At 47.8% G+C, this 20,361-nt stretch carries 17 protein-coding genes; 11 read left to right on the top strand and 6 right to left on the bottom strand.

Features of this window, described 5'->3' with window-relative positions; translation table 11 throughout:
• Window positions 1-39 precede the first annotated feature (39 nt).
• Complete coding sequence (locus I5M27_RS01350) at window positions 40-216, top strand: hypothetical protein (RefSeq protein WP_200504234.1); 177 nt, start codon at window positions 40-42, stop codon at window positions 214-216.
• 144 nt (window positions 217-360) lie between these two features.
• The gene (locus I5M27_RS01345) at window positions 361-1,257 is read left to right on the top strand and encodes a S66 peptidase family protein (protein WP_200504233.1); all 897 of its coding nucleotides are present in this window, start codon (window positions 361-363) and stop codon (window positions 1,255-1,257) included.
• A 96-nt stretch (window positions 1,258-1,353) separates the two neighbouring features.
• Here I5M27_RS01345 and I5M27_RS01340 read toward each other — a convergent pair whose 3' ends face one another.
• The 3 genes from I5M27_RS01340 to I5M27_RS01330 all read right to left on the bottom strand — a co-directional run bounded on the left by I5M27_RS01340 (window position 1,354) and on the right by I5M27_RS01330 (window position 5,808).
• Complete coding sequence (locus I5M27_RS01340; RefSeq protein WP_200504232.1) at window positions 1,354-2,382, bottom strand: M28 family peptidase; 1,029 nt, start codon at window positions 2,380-2,382, stop codon at window positions 1,354-1,356.
• The gene (cysS, locus tag I5M27_RS01335; RefSeq protein ID WP_200504231.1) at window positions 2,375-3,865 is read right to left on the bottom strand and encodes a cysteine--tRNA ligase; all 1,491 of its coding nucleotides are present in this window, start codon (window positions 3,863-3,865) and stop codon (window positions 2,375-2,377) included. Before cysS ends, I5M27_RS01340 begins: the two co-directional genes overlap by 8 nt.
• Before the next feature lie 818 nt (window positions 3,866-4,683).
• Window positions 4,684-5,808, bottom strand: coding sequence for an endonuclease/exonuclease/phosphatase family protein (locus I5M27_RS01330; RefSeq protein ID WP_200504230.1), 1,125 nt, complete (start codon window positions 5,806-5,808; stop codon window positions 4,684-4,686).
• 193 nt (window positions 5,809-6,001) lie between these two features.
• Between I5M27_RS01330 and I5M27_RS01325 the strand changes: the two genes are divergently transcribed.
• The 3 genes from I5M27_RS01325 to infB all read left to right on the top strand — a co-directional run bounded on the left by I5M27_RS01325 (window position 6,002) and on the right by infB (window position 11,039).
• Complete coding sequence (locus tag I5M27_RS01325; protein WP_234462337.1) at window positions 6,002-6,475, top strand: ribosome maturation factor RimP; 474 nt, start codon at window positions 6,002-6,004, stop codon at window positions 6,473-6,475.
• A 7-nt stretch (window positions 6,476-6,482) separates the two neighbouring features.
• Window positions 6,483-7,742 (top strand): transcription termination factor NusA, encoded by a 1,260-nt coding sequence (gene nusA, locus I5M27_RS01320; protein ID WP_200504229.1) that lies wholly within the window; start codon window positions 6,483-6,485, stop codon window positions 7,740-7,742.
• Between the two features lie 150 nt (window positions 7,743-7,892).
• The gene (infB, locus tag I5M27_RS01315) at window positions 7,893-11,039 is read left to right on the top strand and encodes a translation initiation factor IF-2 (protein WP_200504228.1); all 3,147 of its coding nucleotides are present in this window, start codon (window positions 7,893-7,895) and stop codon (window positions 11,037-11,039) included.
• 488 nt (window positions 11,040-11,527) lie between these two features.
• Here the strand turns inward: infB and I5M27_RS01310 are convergent, their stop codons facing one another.
• The 3 genes from I5M27_RS01310 to mscL all read right to left on the bottom strand — a co-directional run bounded on the left by I5M27_RS01310 (window position 11,528) and on the right by mscL (window position 13,418).
• Complete coding sequence (locus I5M27_RS01310) at window positions 11,528-11,833, bottom strand: hypothetical protein (protein ID WP_200504227.1); 306 nt, start codon at window positions 11,831-11,833, stop codon at window positions 11,528-11,530.
• A 141-nt stretch (window positions 11,834-11,974) separates the two neighbouring features.
• A complete protein-coding gene (locus I5M27_RS01305) occupies window positions 11,975-12,901 on the bottom strand; it encodes a DUF3078 domain-containing protein (protein WP_200504226.1) in 927 nt (308 codons plus the stop codon).
• 82 nt (window positions 12,902-12,983) lie between these two features.
• Window positions 12,984-13,418 carry a large-conductance mechanosensitive channel protein MscL gene (gene mscL, locus I5M27_RS01300; protein ID WP_200504225.1) on the bottom strand — a complete coding sequence of 145 codons (435 nt, stop codon included), beginning with the start codon at window positions 13,416-13,418 and terminating at the stop codon, window positions 12,984-12,986.
• Between the two features lie 203 nt (window positions 13,419-13,621).
• Between mscL and I5M27_RS01295 the strand changes: the two genes are divergently transcribed.
• The 6 genes from I5M27_RS01295 to I5M27_RS01270 all read left to right on the top strand — a co-directional run bounded on the left by I5M27_RS01295 (window position 13,622) and on the right by I5M27_RS01270 (window position 20,281).
• On the top strand, window positions 13,622-14,404 hold the full coding sequence (locus I5M27_RS01295; RefSeq protein WP_200504224.1) for an enoyl-CoA hydratase/isomerase family protein: 783 nt from the start codon (window positions 13,622-13,624) through the stop codon (window positions 14,402-14,404).
• 190 nt (window positions 14,405-14,594) lie between these two features.
• Entirely contained in the window at window positions 14,595-16,106 is a 1,512-nt protein-coding gene (locus tag I5M27_RS01290) for an oligosaccharide flippase family protein (RefSeq protein WP_200504223.1), read from the top strand.
• 30 nt (window positions 16,107-16,136) lie between these two features.
• A complete protein-coding gene (gene dut, locus I5M27_RS01285; protein WP_200504222.1) occupies window positions 16,137-16,571 on the top strand; it encodes a dUTP diphosphatase in 435 nt (144 codons plus the stop codon).
• A 127-nt stretch (window positions 16,572-16,698) separates the two neighbouring features.
• The gene (locus tag I5M27_RS01280; protein ID WP_200504221.1) at window positions 16,699-17,706 is read left to right on the top strand and encodes a sugar phosphate nucleotidyltransferase; all 1,008 of its coding nucleotides are present in this window, start codon (window positions 16,699-16,701) and stop codon (window positions 17,704-17,706) included.
• 6 nt (window positions 17,707-17,712) lie between these two features.
• Window positions 17,713-19,515, top strand: a complete 1,803-nt coding sequence (locus I5M27_RS01275) for a tetratricopeptide repeat protein (RefSeq protein ID WP_200504220.1) — start codon at window positions 17,713-17,715, stop codon at window positions 19,513-19,515.
• Window positions 19,508-20,281 carry a DUF4292 domain-containing protein gene (locus I5M27_RS01270; protein ID WP_200504219.1) on the top strand — a complete coding sequence of 258 codons (774 nt, stop codon included), beginning with the start codon at window positions 19,508-19,510 and terminating at the stop codon, window positions 20,279-20,281. The genes I5M27_RS01275 and I5M27_RS01270 overlap by 8 nt, the downstream gene beginning before the upstream one ends.
• Window positions 20,282-20,361 lie beyond the last annotated feature (80 nt).

The following is a 20,361-nucleotide window of genomic DNA, read 5'->3' as shown; positions in this document are numbered from 1 at the left end:
TTTCACCCCAAACCCTACCGTTTTTTAATTAAGCTCCCCATGCGTTATAAAATTGCCGGTATTTTCCTGTTGCTCCTTTTCGGTATAAACCTGTACGCGATCGTGACGGATATAGTGCAGGAAAAAAACCGCGAACCGCTCTATTATTATGCCATTGTGTTAGTGGCGCTGGTACTCGGCATCTATTTCCTTTTCTTCAAAAAAAGACGTTCCTGAAGCGTAGTTTTACGCCCCAAAACGCTATGCTTTTCCGCTAAAAAAGTCTTTATTTACCCCGGAATTCATCCACGCTGACACTCAATTATTCTCTCATTCACTAACCCAATCATTCACTAATTCACTCAATCAATCATTAACAAAATGAACCTGCAAGCCGGCGATAAAATTGCGATCGTTTCTACTGCCCGAAAAGTGAGCCTGGAAGAAATGCAGCCTGCCATAACGGTGTTACAAAGCTGGGGACTGGAAGTAATTTTAGGCGAAACTATTGGCGCGGAATTTCACCAGTTTGCCGGCTCCGACGCACTTCGCCGAAGCGACCTGCAGCGTTTCCTCGACGATGCTTCAGTAAAAGCTATTTTATGCGCCCGCGGCGGTTACGGCACCGCCCGAATCTTAGACGATCTGGATTTCACCGAATTCGCCCGAAACCCGAAATGGGTAATTGGTTTCAGCGATGTAACGGCTTTGCACGCGCACCTGTATAAACTTGGTTTCGAAAGCCTGCACGCCATTATGCCCATTCTTTTTCCGCGCGAAGGCAGCGAAGCCGCAATCGAAAGTCTGCGCAAAATTCTGTTTGGTGAAGCTATTTCCTACGAAGTTCCAGCACATACTTTTAACCGTTTGGGTAAGGCGGAAGGCGAATTGGTTGGCGGTAATTTATCGATCCTGCACACCATAATCGGCACCCGTTCCGATTTCGATTACGATGGTAAGATCCTTTTCCTGGAAGATCTCGACGAATACCTGTATCACCTCGACCGGATGCTGGTGCATTTAGACCGCTGCGGTAAATTACAAAACCTCGCCGGCCTCATCATCGGTCACATGAGCGACATGAAAGACAACCTCATTCCTTTCGGGCAAAACGCTTACGAAATTATCCGCGAACACACATCTAAATACAATTTCCCGGTTTGTTTCGATTTCCCGGTTGGCCACGAAGCGCATAATTTAGCCTTGGTTTGCGGCCGGAAAGCTAGACTGGAAGTTGGGAAAGATGGAAGTTGGTTGGAGTATTTAGCGAAAAATTAAAAAAACATATTCCTAAAGCAACTAAACCAAAAGTCCTGAACTGCCGGTACAAGACCAGCTATTCAGGACTTTTTACCTTCAAAGTAATACCGTTTTCTACTCCCGGTAAAGCACTTCCAGCACCGTTTGGCCTACCGCTTTTAAGCTGCGGCGTTCAATAATATTCATATTATCCTGGTGGGTGTGGTGGTAGGGCGCAAAATAATCGTTGGTGAGCGGATTGTACTCAATAATATCGATCATCGGGGTGCCGGCCTGGTTTACGTAATCGTGGTCGTCGGTAATGCCTGGCGTGTTTACGTGCACGAAATATTCGCCATAACCAATTTTATCGGCTACATCCCAAACCTTGTTCAGCACGTGCGAGGCATAATTCCGCGACGAAGCATCTTTGGCAAATTTGGCCGTTTTAGAACCAACCATATCCAGCAGAATACCATAATCGGCTTTATAGCCCGGTGTGTGCAGGTTCTTTGCCCAGTATTGCGAACCCAGGCACCACGTATCGGTACCGCTGTTGGCTAGTTTGTTTACTTTGTCGTGCTGCGTACTTTCATCGTAACCGTAGTCTTCACCGTCAAAAAAAACGATGTCTACTCCTATGTTCGGTTTTTCCTTCGCCCCGTTAATTACCCGAGCAATTTCCAGCAAAATACCCACGCCGCTGGCGCTGTCGTTGGCGCCATCTATGGGTTCATCTTTCCGCTGATAATCTTTATCGGCCCAGGGGCGCGTGTCCCAGTGCGCCGCCAGCATAACCCGTTTCTTGGCGTCCGGATTTATGGAGCCAATGATGTTGCGCATTTTCAGCATCGTGCCGTCAAACGCCATGCTTTCGAATTCCTGCACGGTAACCGTAGCGCCAAAGGCCTTCAGCTTGGCAATTAAATAATCGCCGGTTTTAACGTGGGCTTCAGTATTGGGAATACGCGGACCGAAGCCCACCTGCGCGGCCGTATATTTATAAGCCGAATCGGCAATAAAAGCGGGGCTTTTCAGCATCTCCGGTTCTTTAATTTCGGGAGCTTTTCCTACTTTTTCCCGCTTCTGAGTACTCGAATCGCAACTCCAGAAAACGGAACTAAAAACGGTTAAAAAAGTGGCGGCAATCAGTCTTTTATTCATAACTCCAGTCTACTCCGGTTTTAGAATCTTTCAGTACAAGGTTTTGCTTTTTCAGCGCAGCCCGGATGGCATCTACCTGCGCGTAATCTTTTTCAGCTTTGGCTTTTTTATAGAACTCCATTACCACTTCCAGCAAGGCATCCGCATCGGCCGCTTTTTCGTCTTTCAAACCTAAAACATCAAGCACCAGCGTGCGGAAATGGGTAAGAATGAACGCCAAAGTAGCTTTCGAAACTTCTGCTGAAAGTATCGGCTCCCGGAACTTCCCGTTCAGAAACGAAACCACGTTAAATAATCCCGAAATCGCTTTTGCCGTATTCAGATCGTCAGCCATGCTTTGGTAGCAGCTTTCAATCATTTTCACTGTTTCTAGGTCCGCTTCGCCTTCTTCCGGAACTTCCGCATAAGCCGCTTCCAGTTTTTCGAGTAAGCGCAAAGCGTTCATCAGTTTCACGTAGCCTTTGCGAGCCGCCTGCAAGGCTTCGTTGCTGAAATCAAGGGTGCTTCTATAATGCGCCTGCAAAATAAAGAAACGCAGCGTCATGGGCGAATACGGCATATCCACCATTTTATGATCGCCGGAAAACAGTTCGCCCAGGGTAATAAAATTGCCCAGCGACTTGCCCATTTTCTGGCCGTTTATCGTGATCATATTATTATGCACCCAATATTTGGCTTCGTCAGACTTACTGTTGCTGGCCTGGCTTTGCGCAATTTCGCATTCGTGGTGCGGGAACATTAAATCCAATCCACCGCCGTGAATATCGAAGGTAGTTCCTAAATATTTCCGGCTCATGGCCGAGCATTCCAGGTGCCAGCCCGGAAAACCATCGCCCCAGGGCGAAGGCCAGCGCATGATGTGCTCCGGCGAAGCTTTTTTCCAAAGCGCAAAATCCAGCGGCGAACGTTTCTCCTGTTGCCCTTCCAGTTCCCGCGTATTCGAAAGCAATTCTTCAATTATGCGGCCCGAAAGTTTGCCGTATTTATGTTCTTTATTATAAGCCGGCACATCGAAATAAACCGAACCATTTACTTCGTAAGCCAGCCCGTTATCCATAATTTCCCTGATCATTTCGATCTGCTCGATGATGTGGCCGGAGGCGCGGGGCTCGATATCCGGTGGCAGAATGTTGAGCAGCGCCATGTCGTGATGGAAGCTATTGGTAAAATACTGTACCACTTCCATCGGTTCCAGCTTCTCGAGCTTGGCAATTTTCCCGATCTTATCTTCTCCTTCGTCGGCATCGTTCACCAAATGTCCCACGTCGGTAATATTGCGTACGTAGCGCACCTTGTAACCAACATTTTTCAGGTAACGATACAGCACATCGAAAGAAACATACGCGCGGGCATGGCCTAAATGCGCTTCGCCGTAAACCGTTGGGCCGCAAACGTACATGCCCACAAAAGGCGCCGCAAGCGGTTCAAAAAGTTCTTTTTTACGGGTAAGCGTATTGTATATTTTCAGCGGAAAACTATTCATAAGCAATTCGTTCGTTAAAACGGTAGGATTTCAGCCCTAAAAAGGAAAGAACAAAGTTAAGAGATTAATTATAAAAGGCAGAAGGGCTTAAACAGTTTCCTGAAATTCCCTTAAACCCGTCAGCTAAAGCAGACGGCAATGAAGTTTGTCTGAACACGATTTTTAGGATTTTAGGGATTGGCAGGATTTTAAATTTCCTGCTTTGTAATCTTTATTCTAAAGGGAGAATTTCTGCATCGAAAACAACCACCCCCAACCCCTCCTTGGTAAGGAGGGGAGCTTTTGCTTCCTGCTTTATTTTTACTTTTTCAGCTTGAAAGCATAGCGTTTTACGCTCTATAGTTTGAGTAATAGCTTCTGCATTTAAGCTGGCTACTACCAGCTCCCCTCCTTTTCAAGGAGGGGTTGGGGTGGTTATCCACGCCTATCGCCAGCGCAGCGTTACCTGAAGATCACGTAATGAAGGAAGCTAAACTAAAAAGAAGCTGACTACGAAGGTGTATGATCCCAGTTTCTGTGAGAGCGGCCTCCAAGCTTACCGGTGGCTTTAGCCAGCCCGCAAGGGCAGGTAAGGTTGCAGCCGCGAACGCAGAAACGAAGCCACCCGGCTTGAGGGGAAAAGTTAACTATGGAAGTTAAAAGCCATTTATTAGGGGAAAGAAGGTGGCTATGATAAACAGTATAATTTCAAGCTTCAAAAACTCCATAGCAAACATTACTACCATCCGGATGAGATCTCTCCTATCGTCGAGATGACGCAATAAAACGGTATGGTTTTAAACCCCAAAACTCCGCACAATCCTTAAATCCAACCCCCATTACTTCCTTTTTAAAACATACGTAGCCGAAACCGGAAAATGATCGGAATAAGGCACCTCTGTATGCAATTTAAAATCCGTTACCTTAAAATCATCGCTGTAAAACTGGTTATCGATCCTCAAAAAAGGCAATTTACCGTTATACGTAGCGCCAAAACCGTTTCCTGCTTTCGTAAAAGCGTTATTCAGCAGCCCGTCAAATTTATCGTAGGTATAACTGTAAGGCGTATCGTTCAGATCGCAGCCAATAATTACCGGGTACGGACAAGCCTGAAAATGCGCTACCAGCGTATCTACCTGCGCGCTGCGCTTTAAAAAACCTTTTTTCAGGCGGCGGCTCAATTGTTTTACCCGCATCATTCTTTCCTGGCTTTCGCCCGAATAACTTTCCACAATTTCCTTTTCCTCGATGCTCATGCTTTGCAAATGGAAATTATACACCCGGATCGTATCTTCATGAATTTTCAGGTCGGCAAACATGGCGTGATTCTGCGTAAGCTTCCCGAATTTTATAGAGCCTTTATTTACGATCGGGTATTTCGAAAAAATAGCCAGCCCGAATTGTCCGCCCACGTGGTTTACCAACGATTTGGAAACAAACGCATACTTGGCATTCCCTTTCCAGATCTTCTCTACCGAGTTATAAATATTGTGACCGGGTTCGTTATAAAATTCCTGTAAACAAAAAATATCGGCCGGGTAGTTTTTCACCCAGTTAATTTCCTCGATCGAGATCTCAAAACCATCTACGCGCAGGTGTTCGTACAAATTAAAAATGCGCACGTTGTAACTCAGCACCGTCAGCGTTTTATCGTCGGCACTTGCTTTGGCCGGAAATAAATTAATGGCAAAACCGCGTTTGTAAAACCCCCAGGCCAGAAAAAGCACTGCCACCGGAATTAAAACCCGCACCGATTTACCAAAGAGCCAGTAAAACAGGAAACCCAGGTTCAGCAAAAGCGGCGCCGGCAGCGTCATGGCAATGAAACCGGCCGGCCAGAACGTAGCCGGCGGGGTATTAATGCAAACCACCCCTACCAGCAGCCAGGCCAGCGTAAATAAATAAATCGTAAAAATTAAAGTCCGGCGCACGCAGCTTTGAGGGTGTTCAGAAATGAAAAACAAAAGTAGCGAATTAGCGCGCAAAAAGCAGCTTCACCACGTAACGAATGCCTCAGAAAAACGGTATCTTAACGGAATAAAATACCAGTATTTGCAAAAATCAAGTTTTGTTCCTACTTTTGTAGAAAAATCAGGGAAGCGAGGGGACATGAAGTCCCCTGTTTTGTTTCTTATTACTTCGTTTTTACCTTAAACCATGAGCCTGACTGTTGCAGCTGTTGAGAAAATGCTGGAAGGAATACTGCCCGAAAGCGACCTGTTTTTGGTTGGCGTAACCGTATCCGAATCGCCTATCAAACCCAAAGTAACTGTAATGGCCGACGGCGACCAGGGCATCAGTATCGACCAGTGCGCCAGCATCAGCCGCCGGTTGGCCAAGCGCATTGAAGAGCAGCAGGGCGAAGAATTCAGCTACGTGCTGGAAGTAACTTCGCCGGGCATAGACTACCCGCTTACCAGCCCGCGCCAGTTTCAGCGCAATGTAGGCCGCAAGCTAAAGCTTAAAATGGCCGATGGTGCCGAAAAGATCGGGATCCTGAACGAAGTATCAGAAAACGCTATCCTTTTAACCGAAGAAAGCAAAGGCAAAAACAAAAAACTGGCCGCAGAACCAACCAACATTCCGCTCGCCGATATTGTAAAAGCCAACATTGTAATATCATTTAAATAAATACAGCATGAACAGTTCAGTGCTCATCGAATCGTTCGCCGAGTTTGCGAAATTCAAGAACATAGACCGCCCAACCATGATGCGGATCCTGGAAGATGTATTCCGTACCATGATCCGTAAAAAATGGGGCACCGACGATAATTTCGACATTATCCTGAACGTAGAGAAGGGCGACCTCGAGATCTGGCGCAACCGCGAAATTGTGGATGATAACTCCGAAGATATCTGGGATCACGATAAAATTCCGCTTTCCGAAGCCCAGAAAATCGAGCCTGATTTCGAAATCGGCGAAGAACTGGCCGAAGAAGTGAAGCTGGAAGATTTTGGCCGCCGCGCCGTTCTCACCGCCCGCCAGACCCTAATCCAGCGCATCAAAGACATGGAAAAAGAGATCGTTTACCAGAAATACAAAGACCTGGTGGGCGAGATCATTTCCGGCGAAGTATATCAGGTTTGGAACCGCGAAGTAATGCTGGTAGATACCGAAGATAACGAGCTGATCATTCCAAAAACCGAGCAGATCCCGAAAGACCGTTTCCGTAAAGGCGATGTAGTTCGGGCGGTAGTTTCGCGCGTGGAAGTAATTAACGGCAACCCGAAGATCATTCTTTCCCGCACCTCGCCGGTTTTCCTGGAGCGCTTGTTCGAGAACGAAGTTCCGGAAATTTATGACGGCCTGATCGTGATCAAAAATATTGTGCGCGAACCGGGCGAAAGAGCCAAAGTTGCCGTAGAATCTTACGACGACCGCATCGATCCGGTAGGCGCCTGCGTGGGTATGAAAGGTTCCCGTATTCACACCATTGTGCGTGAACTCGAGAACGAAAACATCGATGTAATTAACTATACCGATAACCTGGAGCTTTACATTCAGCGCGCGCTGAGCCCGGCCAAAATTACCAGCATGAAGATCAACCAGGAAGAAGGTCGCGTAGCCGTATTCCTGAAACCGGATCAGGTTTCTTTAGCCATTGGTAAAGGCGGACAGAACATTAAACTGGCAAGCCGTCTGGTTGGCCTCGAAATAGATGTGTTCCGCGAGCAGGAAGAATACGACGAAGACATTGCCTTAGACGAATTCTCCGACGAAATTGAAGCCTGGGTACTCGACGAACTGAAAAAGATCGGCCTGGACACGGCAAAATCGGTACTGGCTGTAAGCAAAGAAGACCTGGTGCGCCGCACCGAGCTGGAAGAAGAAACCGTAGAAGATGTCCTGAATATTATCCGTCAGGAATTTGATTCGGAATCGGAACCAGAAGCTTAATTACTTAAAAACTCCCGGGGCTGGCGGAAAAACGCTAGCCTTTGGGCGTTAAAAAGTGCTTATTTCCGGAAAATTACCGAAATTTGCGTTTACTATTTTACAACGAATTACCTGTTAACCATTAAAATATATAATACCGAACAGTTGAGCATGACAGAAGAAAAAACAATGAGGCTAAATCAGGCTGCAAAAACTTTGAACATAGGTATTTCTTCTGTGGTAGAATTCCTGACCCTCAAAGGTTTTGAGATCGAGAATAAACCTACCGCAAAAATTACCCAGGAACAGTTCAAGTTATTGCTCAAAGCGTTTGAATCTTCTGTAGCCGACAAACTGGAAGCCCTGGAAAAAGTGAAAAAAGCTCCGGAACTGGAAGTTAAAAAAGCCAAGGAAGCTGAACCGGAAATTTCGGCCAAGCCTGCTGCCCCGGCTAAACCAGTTGCGGAAACTCCTGCTTCACCAGCTCCGGAACCAGCGCCTGCCCCTTCTGCTGAAACCAAACCAGCCGCCCCGGCTAAAACCGAGGAAGAAGCTCCGGCCACCGGCGTAAAATTGCCAGGTATAAAAGTATTAGGTAAAATAGACCTCGATGCCAAAGGTAAACCGGCTGCACCAAAAGCAGCGGAAGCCCCTAAAGCAACCGAAACGCCTAAACCGGCAGAAGCCAAAACTCCCGATCCAGCCCCGGCTCCTAAAACAGAAGCGCCGGCACCGGCCGTTGAAAAACCAGCCGAAACGCCGAAAGCAGAAATGCCGAAAGTAGAAACGCCAAAAGTTGAAACACCAAAACCAGAAGCACCGAAAGCAGAACCCGTTCAGCCGGTAGCTGCCGCGCCAAAGCAACCGGACGCTCCTAAAACGGAAGCACCAAAAGCAGAAACGCCGAAGGCTGAAAATCCGAAGCCGGAAACTCCTAAAACAGAAGCACCACAAGTACAGCCCGCCAAACCGGCAGCTGCTGCACCGGTTACTCCTGCTGCTCCGGCCACGCCAACGCCACCAGCAGCGCCGGTAACTCCGGCAGCCGATGCGGTAGAAACCATTGCGGCCAAAGGCGATCAGCTGAAAGGCTTAACCGTACTGGGTAAAATTGAATTACCGAAAGATTCTTTCCGCAAAAAAGGCGGCAAGCCGGTAGCTTCTTCCGACAATAAAAACCGTCCGGGCCAGCCAGGCCAGGGAGGCGATAAGAAAAAACGCAAGCGCATCATTACGCAGGCCCCAACTACCAACGTACCAGGTGATCGTCCGCAAGGCGGTGGTGGCCAGGGACAAGGTCAAGGTGGGCAGCGTCCGGGGGGCGGCGGTGGCCAGGGTCGTCCAGGCGATCGTAACCGTCCGGGGCAAGGCAACCAGCGTCCAATTCAGGCAGCCAATCCGAAACCGGAGGTTACCGACAAACAGATTCAGGAACAGATCAAGGCTACGCTGGCCCGCTTAAGCGGTGGCAAAGGCGGAAACCAGGGTAACCGTTCCAAATATCGAAGAGAGAAACGTTCTGCTATCGCCGATGCTACCGAAGCACAACGCATGCAGGAACAGTCGGAATCTAAAACGCTGAAACTGACGGAATTTATTTCGGCCAACGACTTAGCTTCTTTAATGAACGTGTCGGTGAACGAAGTAATTAAGGTTTGTTTAGGCCTGGGCATGTTCGTTTCCATTAACCAGCGTCTCGATGCCGAAGCGATCACGATCATTACCGATGAGTTTGGCTACGATGTAGAATTCCTTTCCGCAGAAGAAGAAGAAAGTATTCTGGAAGAAGAAGATCCGGAAAGCCTGCAGGATCGTGCACCAATCGTTACCATCATGGGTCACGTTGACCACGGTAAAACTTCCCTGCTCGATTACATCCGTAATTCCCGCGTAGCTTCTGGTGAGGCCGGTGGTATTACCCAGCACATTGGTGCTTACGATGTACTTACTGAAACCGGAAAACGTATTACTTTCCTGGATACCCCGGGTCACGAAGCGTTTACCGCGATGCGTGCCCGTGGTGCCAAAGTAACCGACGTTGTAATTATTGTGGTAGCTGCCGACGATGACGTGATGCCTCAGACCAAAGAAGCCTTAAATCACGCGCAGGCCGCCGGTTCGCCAATTGTAATTGCGATAAACAAAATAGATAAACCAGCCGCTAACCCGGACAGAATTCGTGAGCAGCTTGCCGCGATGAACGTTTTAGTGGAAGAGTGGGGCGGTAAATACCAGTGCCAGGAAATATCGGCCAAATCGGGCCAGGGTATTCCAGACCTGTTGGAAAAAGTATTGCTCGAAGCCGAAATTCTGGAACTGAAAGCAAACCCGAACAGAAAAGCCCTGGGTACCGTTATTGAAGCCTCCCTGGATAAAGGCCGTGGTTACGTAACTACCGTGCTGGTGCAAACCGGAACGCTGAAAGTTGGCGATATCGTTTTGGCAGGTTCTCATTTCGGACGCGTTAAAGCCATGACCGATCACCGCGGCAGAAAAATGAAGGAAGCTATTCCATCTACGCCGGTGCAGGTATTGGGTCTGGATGGCGCACCGCAGGCCGGCGATAAGTTACAGGTAATGGAAACCGAACGCGAAGCCCGCGAACTGGCAACCAACCGTACCCAGTTACTGCGCGAGCAAAGCATGCGGACCAAGAAACACATTACCCTCGATGAGATCGGCCGCCGTCTGGCTATCGGTTCATTTAAGGAACTGAACGTGATCGTGAAAGGTGACGTGGATGGTTCGGTAGAAGCACTCTCCGACTCATTACTAAAACTTTCTACCCCGGAAGTACAGGTAAATATCCTGAACAAAGGTGTGGGTCAGATCTCCGAATCCGACGTATTGCTGGCTTCGGCTTCCGATGCGATCATTATCGGTTTCCAGGTTCGTCCATCGCTGAATGCGCGTAAACTGGCTGAGCAGGAACAGATCGATATCCGTCTGTACTCGATCATCTACAACGCCATCAACGAACTGAAAGACGCGATGGAAGGTATGCTTGCCCCTACCGTTCAGGAAGTAATTGTAGCCAACGTAGAAGTACGCGAGGTATTCAAGATCACGAAAGTGGGTACGATTGCCGGCTGTATGGTTACCGATGGTACCATTACCAGAAACTCCAAGATCCGGATCATACGCGATGGTATCGTGGTTCACTCCGGCGATATCCTGGCGCTGAAACGTTTCAAAGACGATGTAGCCGAAGTGCGCACCGGTTTCGAATGCGGTATCAGCATCAAGAAATTCGATGACCTGGTAGTAGGCGACATTATTGAAGCATACACCGAGAAAGAAGTAAAACGTACGCTGTAATTTTTAACCGAAAAACGGTAGCGTTTTAAGATAAAAAACCCTTCTGCTGCAAAGCGGAAGGGTTTTGTTTTTTACTTCCTTCCAGAGTAAAAAAACGGTATCATTTTAAGCCTCAAAAGTACTGGCTATATGCTGGCGCAAGTGTTCAGCCGAAGGCGTCACTTGTGACTCATACAGGTGAAAAAGTCTTCAGACTTTCGTGAATCTTTTACGGAAACTTTGAAAACCGTTGTTAGTATTTACACAAGTCTGAAGACTTGCCAACATGATTTAGTCACAAGTGACGCCTGCATCTGAACACTTGCGCCAGAAAGGGTTTCTCCGTAGCATAGGGTTTAAACCCTACGCTACGGAGAAACTTTGATTTATGAGCTAGCTTTTTGCTTCGTTTTCCAGGATTAAAAAACGGTATGCCTTTCAGCTCAAAAAGTGCGGGCATAAAAAAATCCGGCTCTTCTGGTAAGGGCCGGATTTTCATTTTAAAAGTTCTATCCGAAAAACAGGAATTTACGTTTCTTTTTATGCTTCAGCGGTTTGCCTTTGGGCTGCGGAACCGATAAGCGGGAACGGGCTTCGCCGCGGCGCAGCTTCTTTTTGGTTTTGCTTTCTTTATACTTCGTTACTGTATAGCTGCCGGTATTACTGGCATAAGGCGAAACCGGTTTGGCAGTGGCTGCATCATTCCCGTAAACATTATTATCCTGACCACGCGGCGCACCCTGGCTCTGAGCCTGGGCAGAAGCAACTGCGCACAAGAACATGATCGAAAAAACAAATCCAAATATCTTATTCATAAACAATTGGGTAAGCGCGTAAAAAAATAAACAGGCAAGTTATTGAAAACCAATATTCATACCAAATGTTTTTCTAACGCAGCCAACCCGGTGTTAAGTTCGAAAAAGACAGCATTTTTACCTGATAAACAACTCATTACTTCAGAATTTGTAAGACAAACCTACCCCCAGCGTTTCCTTAAACTGGGTACGTGGGCCGGAACTTTCGTAAATTCCGTCCTCGTCGCGGTCTACTGCAATCATAATATCGTCGTCGTAGACCAGTTCGGTTATTAAACTTACGGAAATGAATTTGTTCACCTTCATATCGAGGCGGTTTTCCCAGTTCACGTCTATGTTGTTGGGGTTATTGTTGTAACTGGAGTAAAGTTCGAGCCGGGTTTGCAGCTTGATATTTTCCATCACGTCGCGGCGCAACCGCATGGCCAGGTAAGCGCCAATTTCCTCGCGGAAACGTTCCCCGGTATTCGGCACCCGGAAACCTTCTTTATTGAGCTGCCCGGGTTCCACCCCAAAAGCGCCCGCATCGGCCAGCCGCTGGCTTTTCACAAACGTAAATTTACCGGTAGCCGGCGAAAGGAAAAGCGAGAAATCTTCGTTCGGCCGGTAATCAAGTCCCAGGGAAGTCATGATAAAAGCCGGGCTCATAAAATCGGAGATCACAGAATCAGTATCTTTAAAAAAAGTAGGCGAAAGCTGCGTTTTCAGGTTGAACTGCCCGGCATAATACCATTTCCCGAACGCATGGCGGCCGTATTTGGCGTTCAGCTCCAGTTTATCGTCGTTTTTCCGGAATTTTTCTTTGCCGGTTTTATTGCCGCCGTAGTTCACATTCAATGTATTATCCCAGGCGCTGGTGCCGCGTTTGTAATTGGCAAAAAGGCTGGCCAGTCCCAGCACGTTTACGGAACTTTGCCCGCCGGCAGCCCAGTTGCTGAGCGCCACCTGGCCCACATTTATGGTACCGGCCCCACCCCAGTTCCAGTAATTGGTAGAATCGGAATCCTGAGCGAAAACGGTAGGTAAAAAGGTAAAAAAAGTAAGAAAGCTGAAGAGAATTTTTTTCATGAATCAGTAAATAAAAGCGGGCTTAGCGGCATTCGGAAACGAATACGGCTAAGCCCGCCCGGGGGTTAAAAAAATGGTATCCTTAAACCCGCGGACGCTCGGCCAGCAGGTCCCGGATCTGGGTCAGCAATTCTTCTTCGTGGGTTAGTTTCTTTATAACTTCCTGGGCAGCCACAGATTCTACCTTCTTCCGTTTCAGCCGGTTAATGCCTTTAATGAGCAGGAAAATGGCAAAAGCAATGATCAGGAAATCGACCAGGGTCTGAATAAAATTACCGTAATTCAGCGTTACGGCCTCGGAAATTACTTTGCCGTTTTCCATTACCGCGCTTTTCAGCGGAATTTTCAGGTGTTTGAAATCAACGCCGCCAATAATAATGCCGAGCGGCGGCATCAGCACATCTTCTACAAACGAGGCCACGATCTTCCCGAAGGCCGCGCCAATCACCACCCCCACGGCCAGATCCATTACGTTTCCTTTGGAGGCAAATTCTTTAAATTCAGAAATAAATCCCATAATGTTTTGGTTATAAGTAGTTGAGATTGCAGCAATTTACCACTCTAAGTAAGTACTTTTCCAATACAAATACTATATATAAAGTAAATATATTCCTGAAAGGCCGAATTATTAGTTACCAGCAAGAAAAGCTGTTGTTTGCCGCGTTTTGCTTATCTTTGCATTGCAATCAAAATCATAAACTGAAAGCCTTTGCGCAAATTATGACTACTTATTCTAATCTTAAACTCGACCTGCAGGAAGGCATCCTGACGATTACAATAAACCGTGCGAGCAAAATGAACGCGCTGAATATTGAAACGGTAAAGGAAATCAGAACTGCCATGCAGGAAGTTTATGACGACGACGATATTAAAGGCGTTATTTTTACCGGCGACGGCGAAAAAGCATTTGTAGCCGGTGCCGATATTTCGGAAATTGCTGAACTGAATGAAGTGGTTGGCCGCCGTTTTGCCGAGCGCGGTCAGGAAACTTTTGACATGATAGAGTACTGCACCAAGCCCGTAATTGCGGCCGTAAACGGTTTTGCACTGGGCGGCGGTTGCGAACTGGCCATGGCCTGCCACATCCGTATTGCGGCCGATAACGCAAAATTCGGTCAGCCGGAAGTAAACTTGGGCATTATACCGGGCTACGGCGGCACGCAGCGCTTAACCCAACTGGTTGGCAAAGGCAAAGCCCTGGAACTGATGATGACCGGCGACATGATCAATGCGCAGGAAGCTTACGGTTACGGCCTGGTTAACCACGTAGTGCCGCAAAGCGAACTCATGCACAAATGCCGCGAGATCATGCAGAAAATTACCGCCAAAGCGCCGTTGGCCGTAGGTTTGGTGATAGATTGCGTGAACGCGGTTTACGACAAAGAAGAACAGGGTTTCCAGACCGAAGCCAACTCTTTCAGCCGCTGCTGCGGTTCCGCCGATTTTAAAGAAGGTACCCGCGCATTCCTCGAGAAACGCAAACCAGCCTTTTCCGGTAACTAAACAGATTTAACAGAAATCCTAAAAACCCACCTCGCTTTTAACCCGGCAGGTGGGTTTTTCGGCTGAAAAGGATACCGTTTTTTTTAGTGATTGAATGAAAGAATTATTGAATGATAGAATAAAAATTAAAAAAATCTTTCATTTAAACACTCAATCATTCTTTCATTCCCTAATTCAATAATTTAACTAAATGAGCGCAATTGCGAAAAAACTGGCCAGCCAAACGGCCGCTTACGGCATCAGTACCATTGTCGGGCGGGCGCTGAATTACTTGCTGGTGCCGTTTTACACCAAAATGTTTGCGCCCGAAGAATACGGCATTGTAACCGAACTTTACGCCTACGTTGCCTTCTTCAATATTATTTACACCTACGGCATGGAAACGGCTTTTTTCCGTTTCGCCAACAAACCCGATTACGCCAAACAGGAAACTTATAACCGGGTGCAGAGTTTGCTTCTAAGCAGCAGCTTACTTTTTTCGGGCATTCTCATAGCGTTTTCCGGGCAAATTGCCAGCCTTTTAGAGTACCCCGATAAAGCGCACTACATTGTCTGGCTGGCCATCATTCTGGCTACCGATGCCATTGTAGCCATTCCGTTTGCGCGTTTGCGTTTAGATAATAAAGCTATCCGGTTTGCCAGTCTGCGTTTGCTCAATGTGCTCTTGATCGTTACGGCCAATATTTTTTTCCTGTATTTCTGCCAGCACATTTACCAGGGCGATTTTTTACCGGCATTGCAACCCTACATCGCCAGAATTTACGATCCTGAATTAAGGGTGGGCTACGTTTTCCTGGTGAACCTGGGCGTGAATCTGCTTTACATACCCATGCTCTGGCGGGAATTTATAAGGTTCCGGTTTAAGCTTGATTTTGCCTGGCTTAAGCCGCTTTTAAAATACGCTTACCCGCTTATGTTCATGGGTCTGGCGGGCATGGTAAACGAAGTGCTGGATAGAATTCTGCTGAAAGAATGGCTGCCGGAAGGTTTTTATCCGGGTACCAGCAACTTAGCGGCCGTAGGTATTTACGGCGCCTGCTACAAGCTTTCTATTTTCATGACGCTCACCATCCAGGCTTTCCGCTACGCCGCCGAGCCGTTTTTCTTTTCGCAGAGCCAGGATAAAAATTCGCCGAAAATGTTTGCCAAGGTTATGAAATGGTTCATGATCTGCTGCGCCTTTATTTTCCTTTTTATTTCCGCCAACCTCGAAGATTTCCAGATGCTGCTGGGCCAGGAAAGTTACCGCGCCGGCATAAGAGTGGTGCCAATTTTACTTTTGGCCAATTTATTTCTGGGCGCTTATTATAACCTTTCGGTGTGGTTTAAATTAACCGATAAAACGCATTACGGCACCTACATCAGTTTTGGCGGCGCGGCATTAACCATTTTACTCAACTGGTTTTTGATCCCGAAACTGGGCTACATGGGCTGCGCCATTACCACGCTTATCTGCTACTTTACCATGGCGGCGGTTTGTTTACTTTTAGGCAACCGTCATTATCCGGTTCCGTATCCGGTGAAAGCGATCAGCAGTTACCTGATGCTGGCCATCGTGCTCACGGCGGCAAGTTTCCTGATCGAGATCGAAGATTTTATATTGCGGCATATATTTCATATTTTGCTGTGCGGCTTATTTCTGCTCAGTATTTATGCCTTCGAAAAACCGAAATTCATCAAGCAGTTTTTAACCCGCAGGTAATACCATTTATTCTGAAAAACAAGCATTTACATGCAATTAAAAGTTATTAACGAATCGCGGCACCCGTTGCCGGCTTACCAGACCTCCCTTTCCGCCGGCCTCGACCTGCGCGCCAACCTCGATGCGGCAGTAAGTTTAAAACCTTTGCAGCGCGCCTTAATTCCAACGGGTTTATTTATTGAGCTGCCCGAAGGTTTCGAAGCCCAGATCCGGCCGCGGAGCGGTTTGGCCTACAAACACGGCGTTACCGTACTCAACAGCCCCGGCACCATAGATGCCGATTATCGCGGCGAAATAAAAGTGCTGCTGGTAAACCTTTCGGAAGAAGAATTTTTAATTGAAGACGGCGAACGCATTGCCCAAATGGTTGTGGCGAAACACGAAACCGTAAACTGGCTCGAAACCGCGCAGCTTTCGGAAACGGAACGCGGCGCGGGCGGATACGGCAGCACCGGCAAAAAGTAAAAACGGTAGGGTTTTCGCCGGAAAAACGATAGCGTTTGGGGCATAAAAACTCTTTACCAGATTTTAATAAGCATCTGTTCATCTAAAAAAACCAACCGGCTTTCCGGCCGGCTAAAAAAATAAAACCATGAAAATAATTGTACCAATGGCGGGCATGGGCAAGCGCATGCGTCCGCACACCCTCACCGTTCCGAAACCACTTGTACCGATCGCCGGCAAACCCATTGTGCAGCGTCTGGTAGAAGATATTGCCAAAGTTTGCCACGAACCCATCGAACAGGTTGCTTTCATTATAGGCGATTTCGGGAAAGAGGTAGAGCAAAAACTGCTGGATATTGCGGCTTCAGTAGGTGCCAAAGGTACCATTCATTACCAGGACCAGCCGCTGGGAACGGCCCACGCCATTATGTGCGCCAAAGAAGCCCTGGACGGAAAAGTGGTAGTGGCTTTTGCCGACACGCTTTTCAAAGCTGATTTCAAACTCGACACGTCTTCTGACGGCACCATCTGGGTGCAGCAGGTAGCTGATCCGAGCGCCTTCGGGGTAATTAAAATGAACGGACAGAACGAGATCACCGATTTCGTAGAAAAACCAACCGAATTCGTTTCCGACCTGGCCATTATCGGGATCTATTATTTCCAGGATGGCGCGTATCTGCGTTCGGAATTACAGTACCTGCTCGATAACAACATTACCGACAAAGGCGAATACCAGCTGACCAACGCGCTCGAGAACATGAAGAACAAAGGTACGAAGTTTGTGCCGGGCAAAATTTCGGAGTGGCTCGATTGCGGCAACAAAAACGCGACCGTTTATACCAACCAGCGTTACCTGGAATACATTAAAGACGAAAAAGACCTCGTTTCGCCTTCCGCCAGGATCACCAATTCGGTTATTATTCCGCCGGTATTTATTGGCGACGAAGCGGTAATTACCAACTCAGTTGTGGGTCCGCACGTTTCTGTTGGTAAAAAAACCGGCATTTCCGATACCGTTATCAGCAATTCCATCGTTCAGGAAAGCAGCGACGTGCGCAACAGCAACCTGACGAACTCTATGGTGGGCAGCTTCGTTACGTTACAAGGAAAGCAGTCTGACCTGAGCGTCGGCGATTACAACACCATCAGAGACTAATATTTAATGTTCCGCATCCGAATTTTCCTTTTTGCCTTTTCCCTGTTGTTTACCGCAGCAGGCACCCCGGTTTTTGCCCAGCAATCTGAAACAAAAAAAGAACGGAAAGAACGCAAACGGCAGGAAAAACTCGAAAAGCGGAACCGTAAAAAGAAGAAAACCGCGCTGGTAATTCCTGCCGAGATCGATGCGAAAGCCCGGCAGGCCAGCGAGAGTTTTTTCCTGGACGGCGTAAAATATGCCATGCTCGAAGATTACCCGCAGGCGCTGGAGTCTTTTATGCAGGCGTATAAACTGAACCCGGAAAATGCAGCGGTCAACTTCAAGGTCGCGGAAATGTACCTGAACATCCGGAAAGAGAACGAAGCGCTGCCTTATGCCAAAGCCGCGCTCGATCTGGACCCGGAAAACAGCTATTATTACTTGCTTTTAGGTCAGCTTTACGCCGGCCGCCAGCAGTTTGCCGAAGCTACGAACGTTTTTACCCGCCTGCTCGAAAAATTTCCGCAGGAAGAAATGTATTATTTCAACCTGGCCGATCTTTATTTAGCGCAGAATAAAACCGAAGACGCCGTTCGGATTTACGAAAGAGCCGAAAAGCAATTCGGCGAACTGGAGCAGATCATTTTCCGGAAACAGCAGCTTTATTTAAAGCAGAACCAACTGGAAAAAGCGCTGGCCGAAGGACAGAAACTGATCGACAATAACCCCACCGAACCGCAGTTTGTGATGGCGCAGGCCCAGATCCTGGGTTCCAATAACCGCCCCGACGAAGGCATTGCCTTGCTGAACCGTTTGCTGCGTTCGGATGTGCCCGACGATCCGCAGGTACATTTGCTGCTTTCGGACCTTTACCGCCAGAAAAACCAGCCGCAGGCCGCCGAAGAACAACTTAAAATTGCCTTCGGAAACCCGCTTTTAAGCATAGACGATAAGATCGGGATCCTGGTGCGTTACATGCAGCAATTGCCTAACAAAGAGCTGGAACCAACTGCTACCCAGCTGGCGCAGCTTACCGTAAAAGCGCATCCTACCGAAGCCAAAGCCTATGCCGTTTCCGGGGATATTCAGGCCTTGAGCGGCAATAAAAAAGCCGCCCGCGACTTCTATGCCAAATCGTTAAAATATGACAAATCGCATTTCCAGGTCTGGCAGCAGCTAATAGTATTGGATGCAGAGTTGGGCGAAAATGATTCGTTGCTGATGCACACCGAAAAAGCGACCGATCTGTTTCCGAACCAGGCCGTGGTATGGTTCTATAACGGCACGGCGCACCTGATCAAGAAGAATTTCAGCAAAGCAGCCAAAGCCCTGGAGTTCGGCAAAAAGCTTTCTGCGGATGTACCGGAACTGCAAACGCAATTCAACCTGCAGCTCGGTGATGCTTATAATTCGATGAAGCAATATGAAAAATCGAATAACGCCTACGAAGCCGTACTGGCCATTGATCCGAATAATATTCACGTGCTGAACAATTACAGCTACTTTTTATCGGTTAGAAACCAGGATCTGCCAAAGGCAAAGGAAATGGCTGAAAAACTGATAAAAATGGCCCCCGAAGAAAGCACGTATTTAGATACGTATGCCTGGGTTTTGTATAAAATGAAGGACTATACCAGCGCCAAAACATACCTGGAAAAAGCCCTGGAAACCAGCAAAGACGGCACCGTGATCGAGCATTACGGCGACGTGCTTTTCCAGCTGGGCAAAAAAGACGAAGCGCTGAGCCAGTGGCAGCAAGCTAAAAAAGCCGGCGGCGCTTCGGACCTGATCGACAAAAAAATCCGTGACAAAAAACTTTATGAATAACCGCGCAGCACTTTTCCTGGCCTTTTCGATAGCGTTTTTAGGAAGCGCCTGCAAGAAGGAAACGGTGCCCGTAACGGCTACCGCAGCTACGGTGCCGAATGTATCTGTAAACGTGGTGAACACCGAATTTACCACCTTCAGCGCCAAAGGCCGGATGCAACTAGAAAAGCCCGATGAAAAGATCGGCTCGGCCGTAACCGTCCGCATTAAAAAAGACAGCGTGATCTGGATCTCGGTGGTGCCGGCTTTGGGCATAGAAGCGGCCCGCGTGCGCATTACCCCCGATACCATTCAGGTGCTGAACCGGTTGCAGCGCGAATACATTGCCGGCAATTTTTCGATGCTGCAAAAGAAATACAACATTGCCGCTTCGTTCGACATGTTGCAGGCCATGCTTTTAGGGAATTACCTGCCGGGCGAACCGGGCACGATAAAGGAAATTAAAGGCGGCGAAATGCAGCAGATCCAGCAATTGCGCAACAACCTGCTCATCAACCAGTTCCTGGACGTGGAAATGCGCAAACTCAAACGCCTGCAGGTTATAGACGAAAAAACCGGCGACGCCATTGTAGCTACTTACAACGAATTTGAAACGCAGGGCAATAACCTTTTCCCGACGGCATCTTTGATTCTGCTGCAACGCGCCTCCAACCCGGACCCTAATTCCAAAGCAGCTTCAGTGGCGATTAAATACAGCAAATTCAGTTTGAACGAACCTGACCTGCAATTTCCTTTTTCAGTTCCGGCTGATTACCAACGGAAGTAATTTCTGAGGCAAGAGGTTTGAGCCACGACTTTTTAAGCGAAAAACGCTACCGTTTTCTGAAGTAAAACGGTAGCGTTTTT

It is taken from the genome of Adhaeribacter terrigena (genome assembly GCF_016623615.1).
GTDB classification, from domain to species: domain Bacteria; phylum Bacteroidota; class Bacteroidia; order Cytophagales; family Hymenobacteraceae; genus Adhaeribacter_A; species Adhaeribacter_A terrigena.
The sequence above is the reverse complement of the archived record's forward strand: the minus strand, read 5'-3'. Positions and strand labels throughout refer to the sequence as shown.

Bases quoted from the DNA above. Each gene is read 5' to 3' on its own strand.
- I5M27_RS01350 (WP_200504234.1), top strand. From the start codon at position 40: ATGCGTTATAAAATTGCCGGTATTTTCCTGTTGCTCCTTTTCGGTATA.
- I5M27_RS01345 (WP_200504233.1), top strand. From the start codon at position 361: ATGAACCTGCAAGCCGGCGATAAAATTGCGATCGTTTCTACTGCCCGA.
- I5M27_RS01340 (WP_200504232.1), bottom strand. From the start codon at position 2,382: ATGAATAAAAGACTGATTGCCGCCACTTTTTTAACCGTTTTTAGTTCC.
- cysS (WP_200504231.1), bottom strand. From the start codon at position 3,865: ATGAATAGTTTTCCGCTGAAAATATACAATACGCTTACCCGTAAAAAA.
- I5M27_RS01325 (WP_234462337.1), top strand. From the start codon at position 6,002: ATGAGCCTGACTGTTGCAGCTGTTGAGAAAATGCTGGAAGGAATACTG.
- nusA (WP_200504229.1), top strand. From the start codon at position 6,483: ATGAACAGTTCAGTGCTCATCGAATCGTTCGCCGAGTTTGCGAAATTC.
- infB (WP_200504228.1), top strand. From the start codon at position 7,893: ATGACAGAAGAAAAAACAATGAGGCTAAATCAGGCTGCAAAAACTTTG.
- I5M27_RS01310 (WP_200504227.1), bottom strand. From the start codon at position 11,833: ATGAATAAGATATTTGGATTTGTTTTTTCGATCATGTTCTTGTGCGCA.
- I5M27_RS01305 (WP_200504226.1), bottom strand. From the start codon at position 12,901: ATGAAAAAAATTCTCTTCAGCTTTCTTACTTTTTTTACCTTTTTACCT.
- mscL (WP_200504225.1), bottom strand. From the start codon at position 13,418: ATGGGATTTATTTCTGAATTTAAAGAATTTGCCTCCAAAGGAAACGTA.
- I5M27_RS01295 (WP_200504224.1), top strand. From the start codon at position 13,622: ATGACTACTTATTCTAATCTTAAACTCGACCTGCAGGAAGGCATCCTG.
- I5M27_RS01290 (WP_200504223.1), top strand. From the start codon at position 14,595: ATGAGCGCAATTGCGAAAAAACTGGCCAGCCAAACGGCCGCTTACGGC.
- dut (WP_200504222.1), top strand. From the start codon at position 16,137: ATGCAATTAAAAGTTATTAACGAATCGCGGCACCCGTTGCCGGCTTAC.
- I5M27_RS01280 (WP_200504221.1), top strand. From the start codon at position 16,699: ATGAAAATAATTGTACCAATGGCGGGCATGGGCAAGCGCATGCGTCCG.
- I5M27_RS01275 (WP_200504220.1), top strand. From the start codon at position 17,713: ATGTTCCGCATCCGAATTTTCCTTTTTGCCTTTTCCCTGTTGTTTACC.
- I5M27_RS01270 (WP_200504219.1), top strand. From the start codon at position 19,508: ATGAATAACCGCGCAGCACTTTTCCTGGCCTTTTCGATAGCGTTTTTA.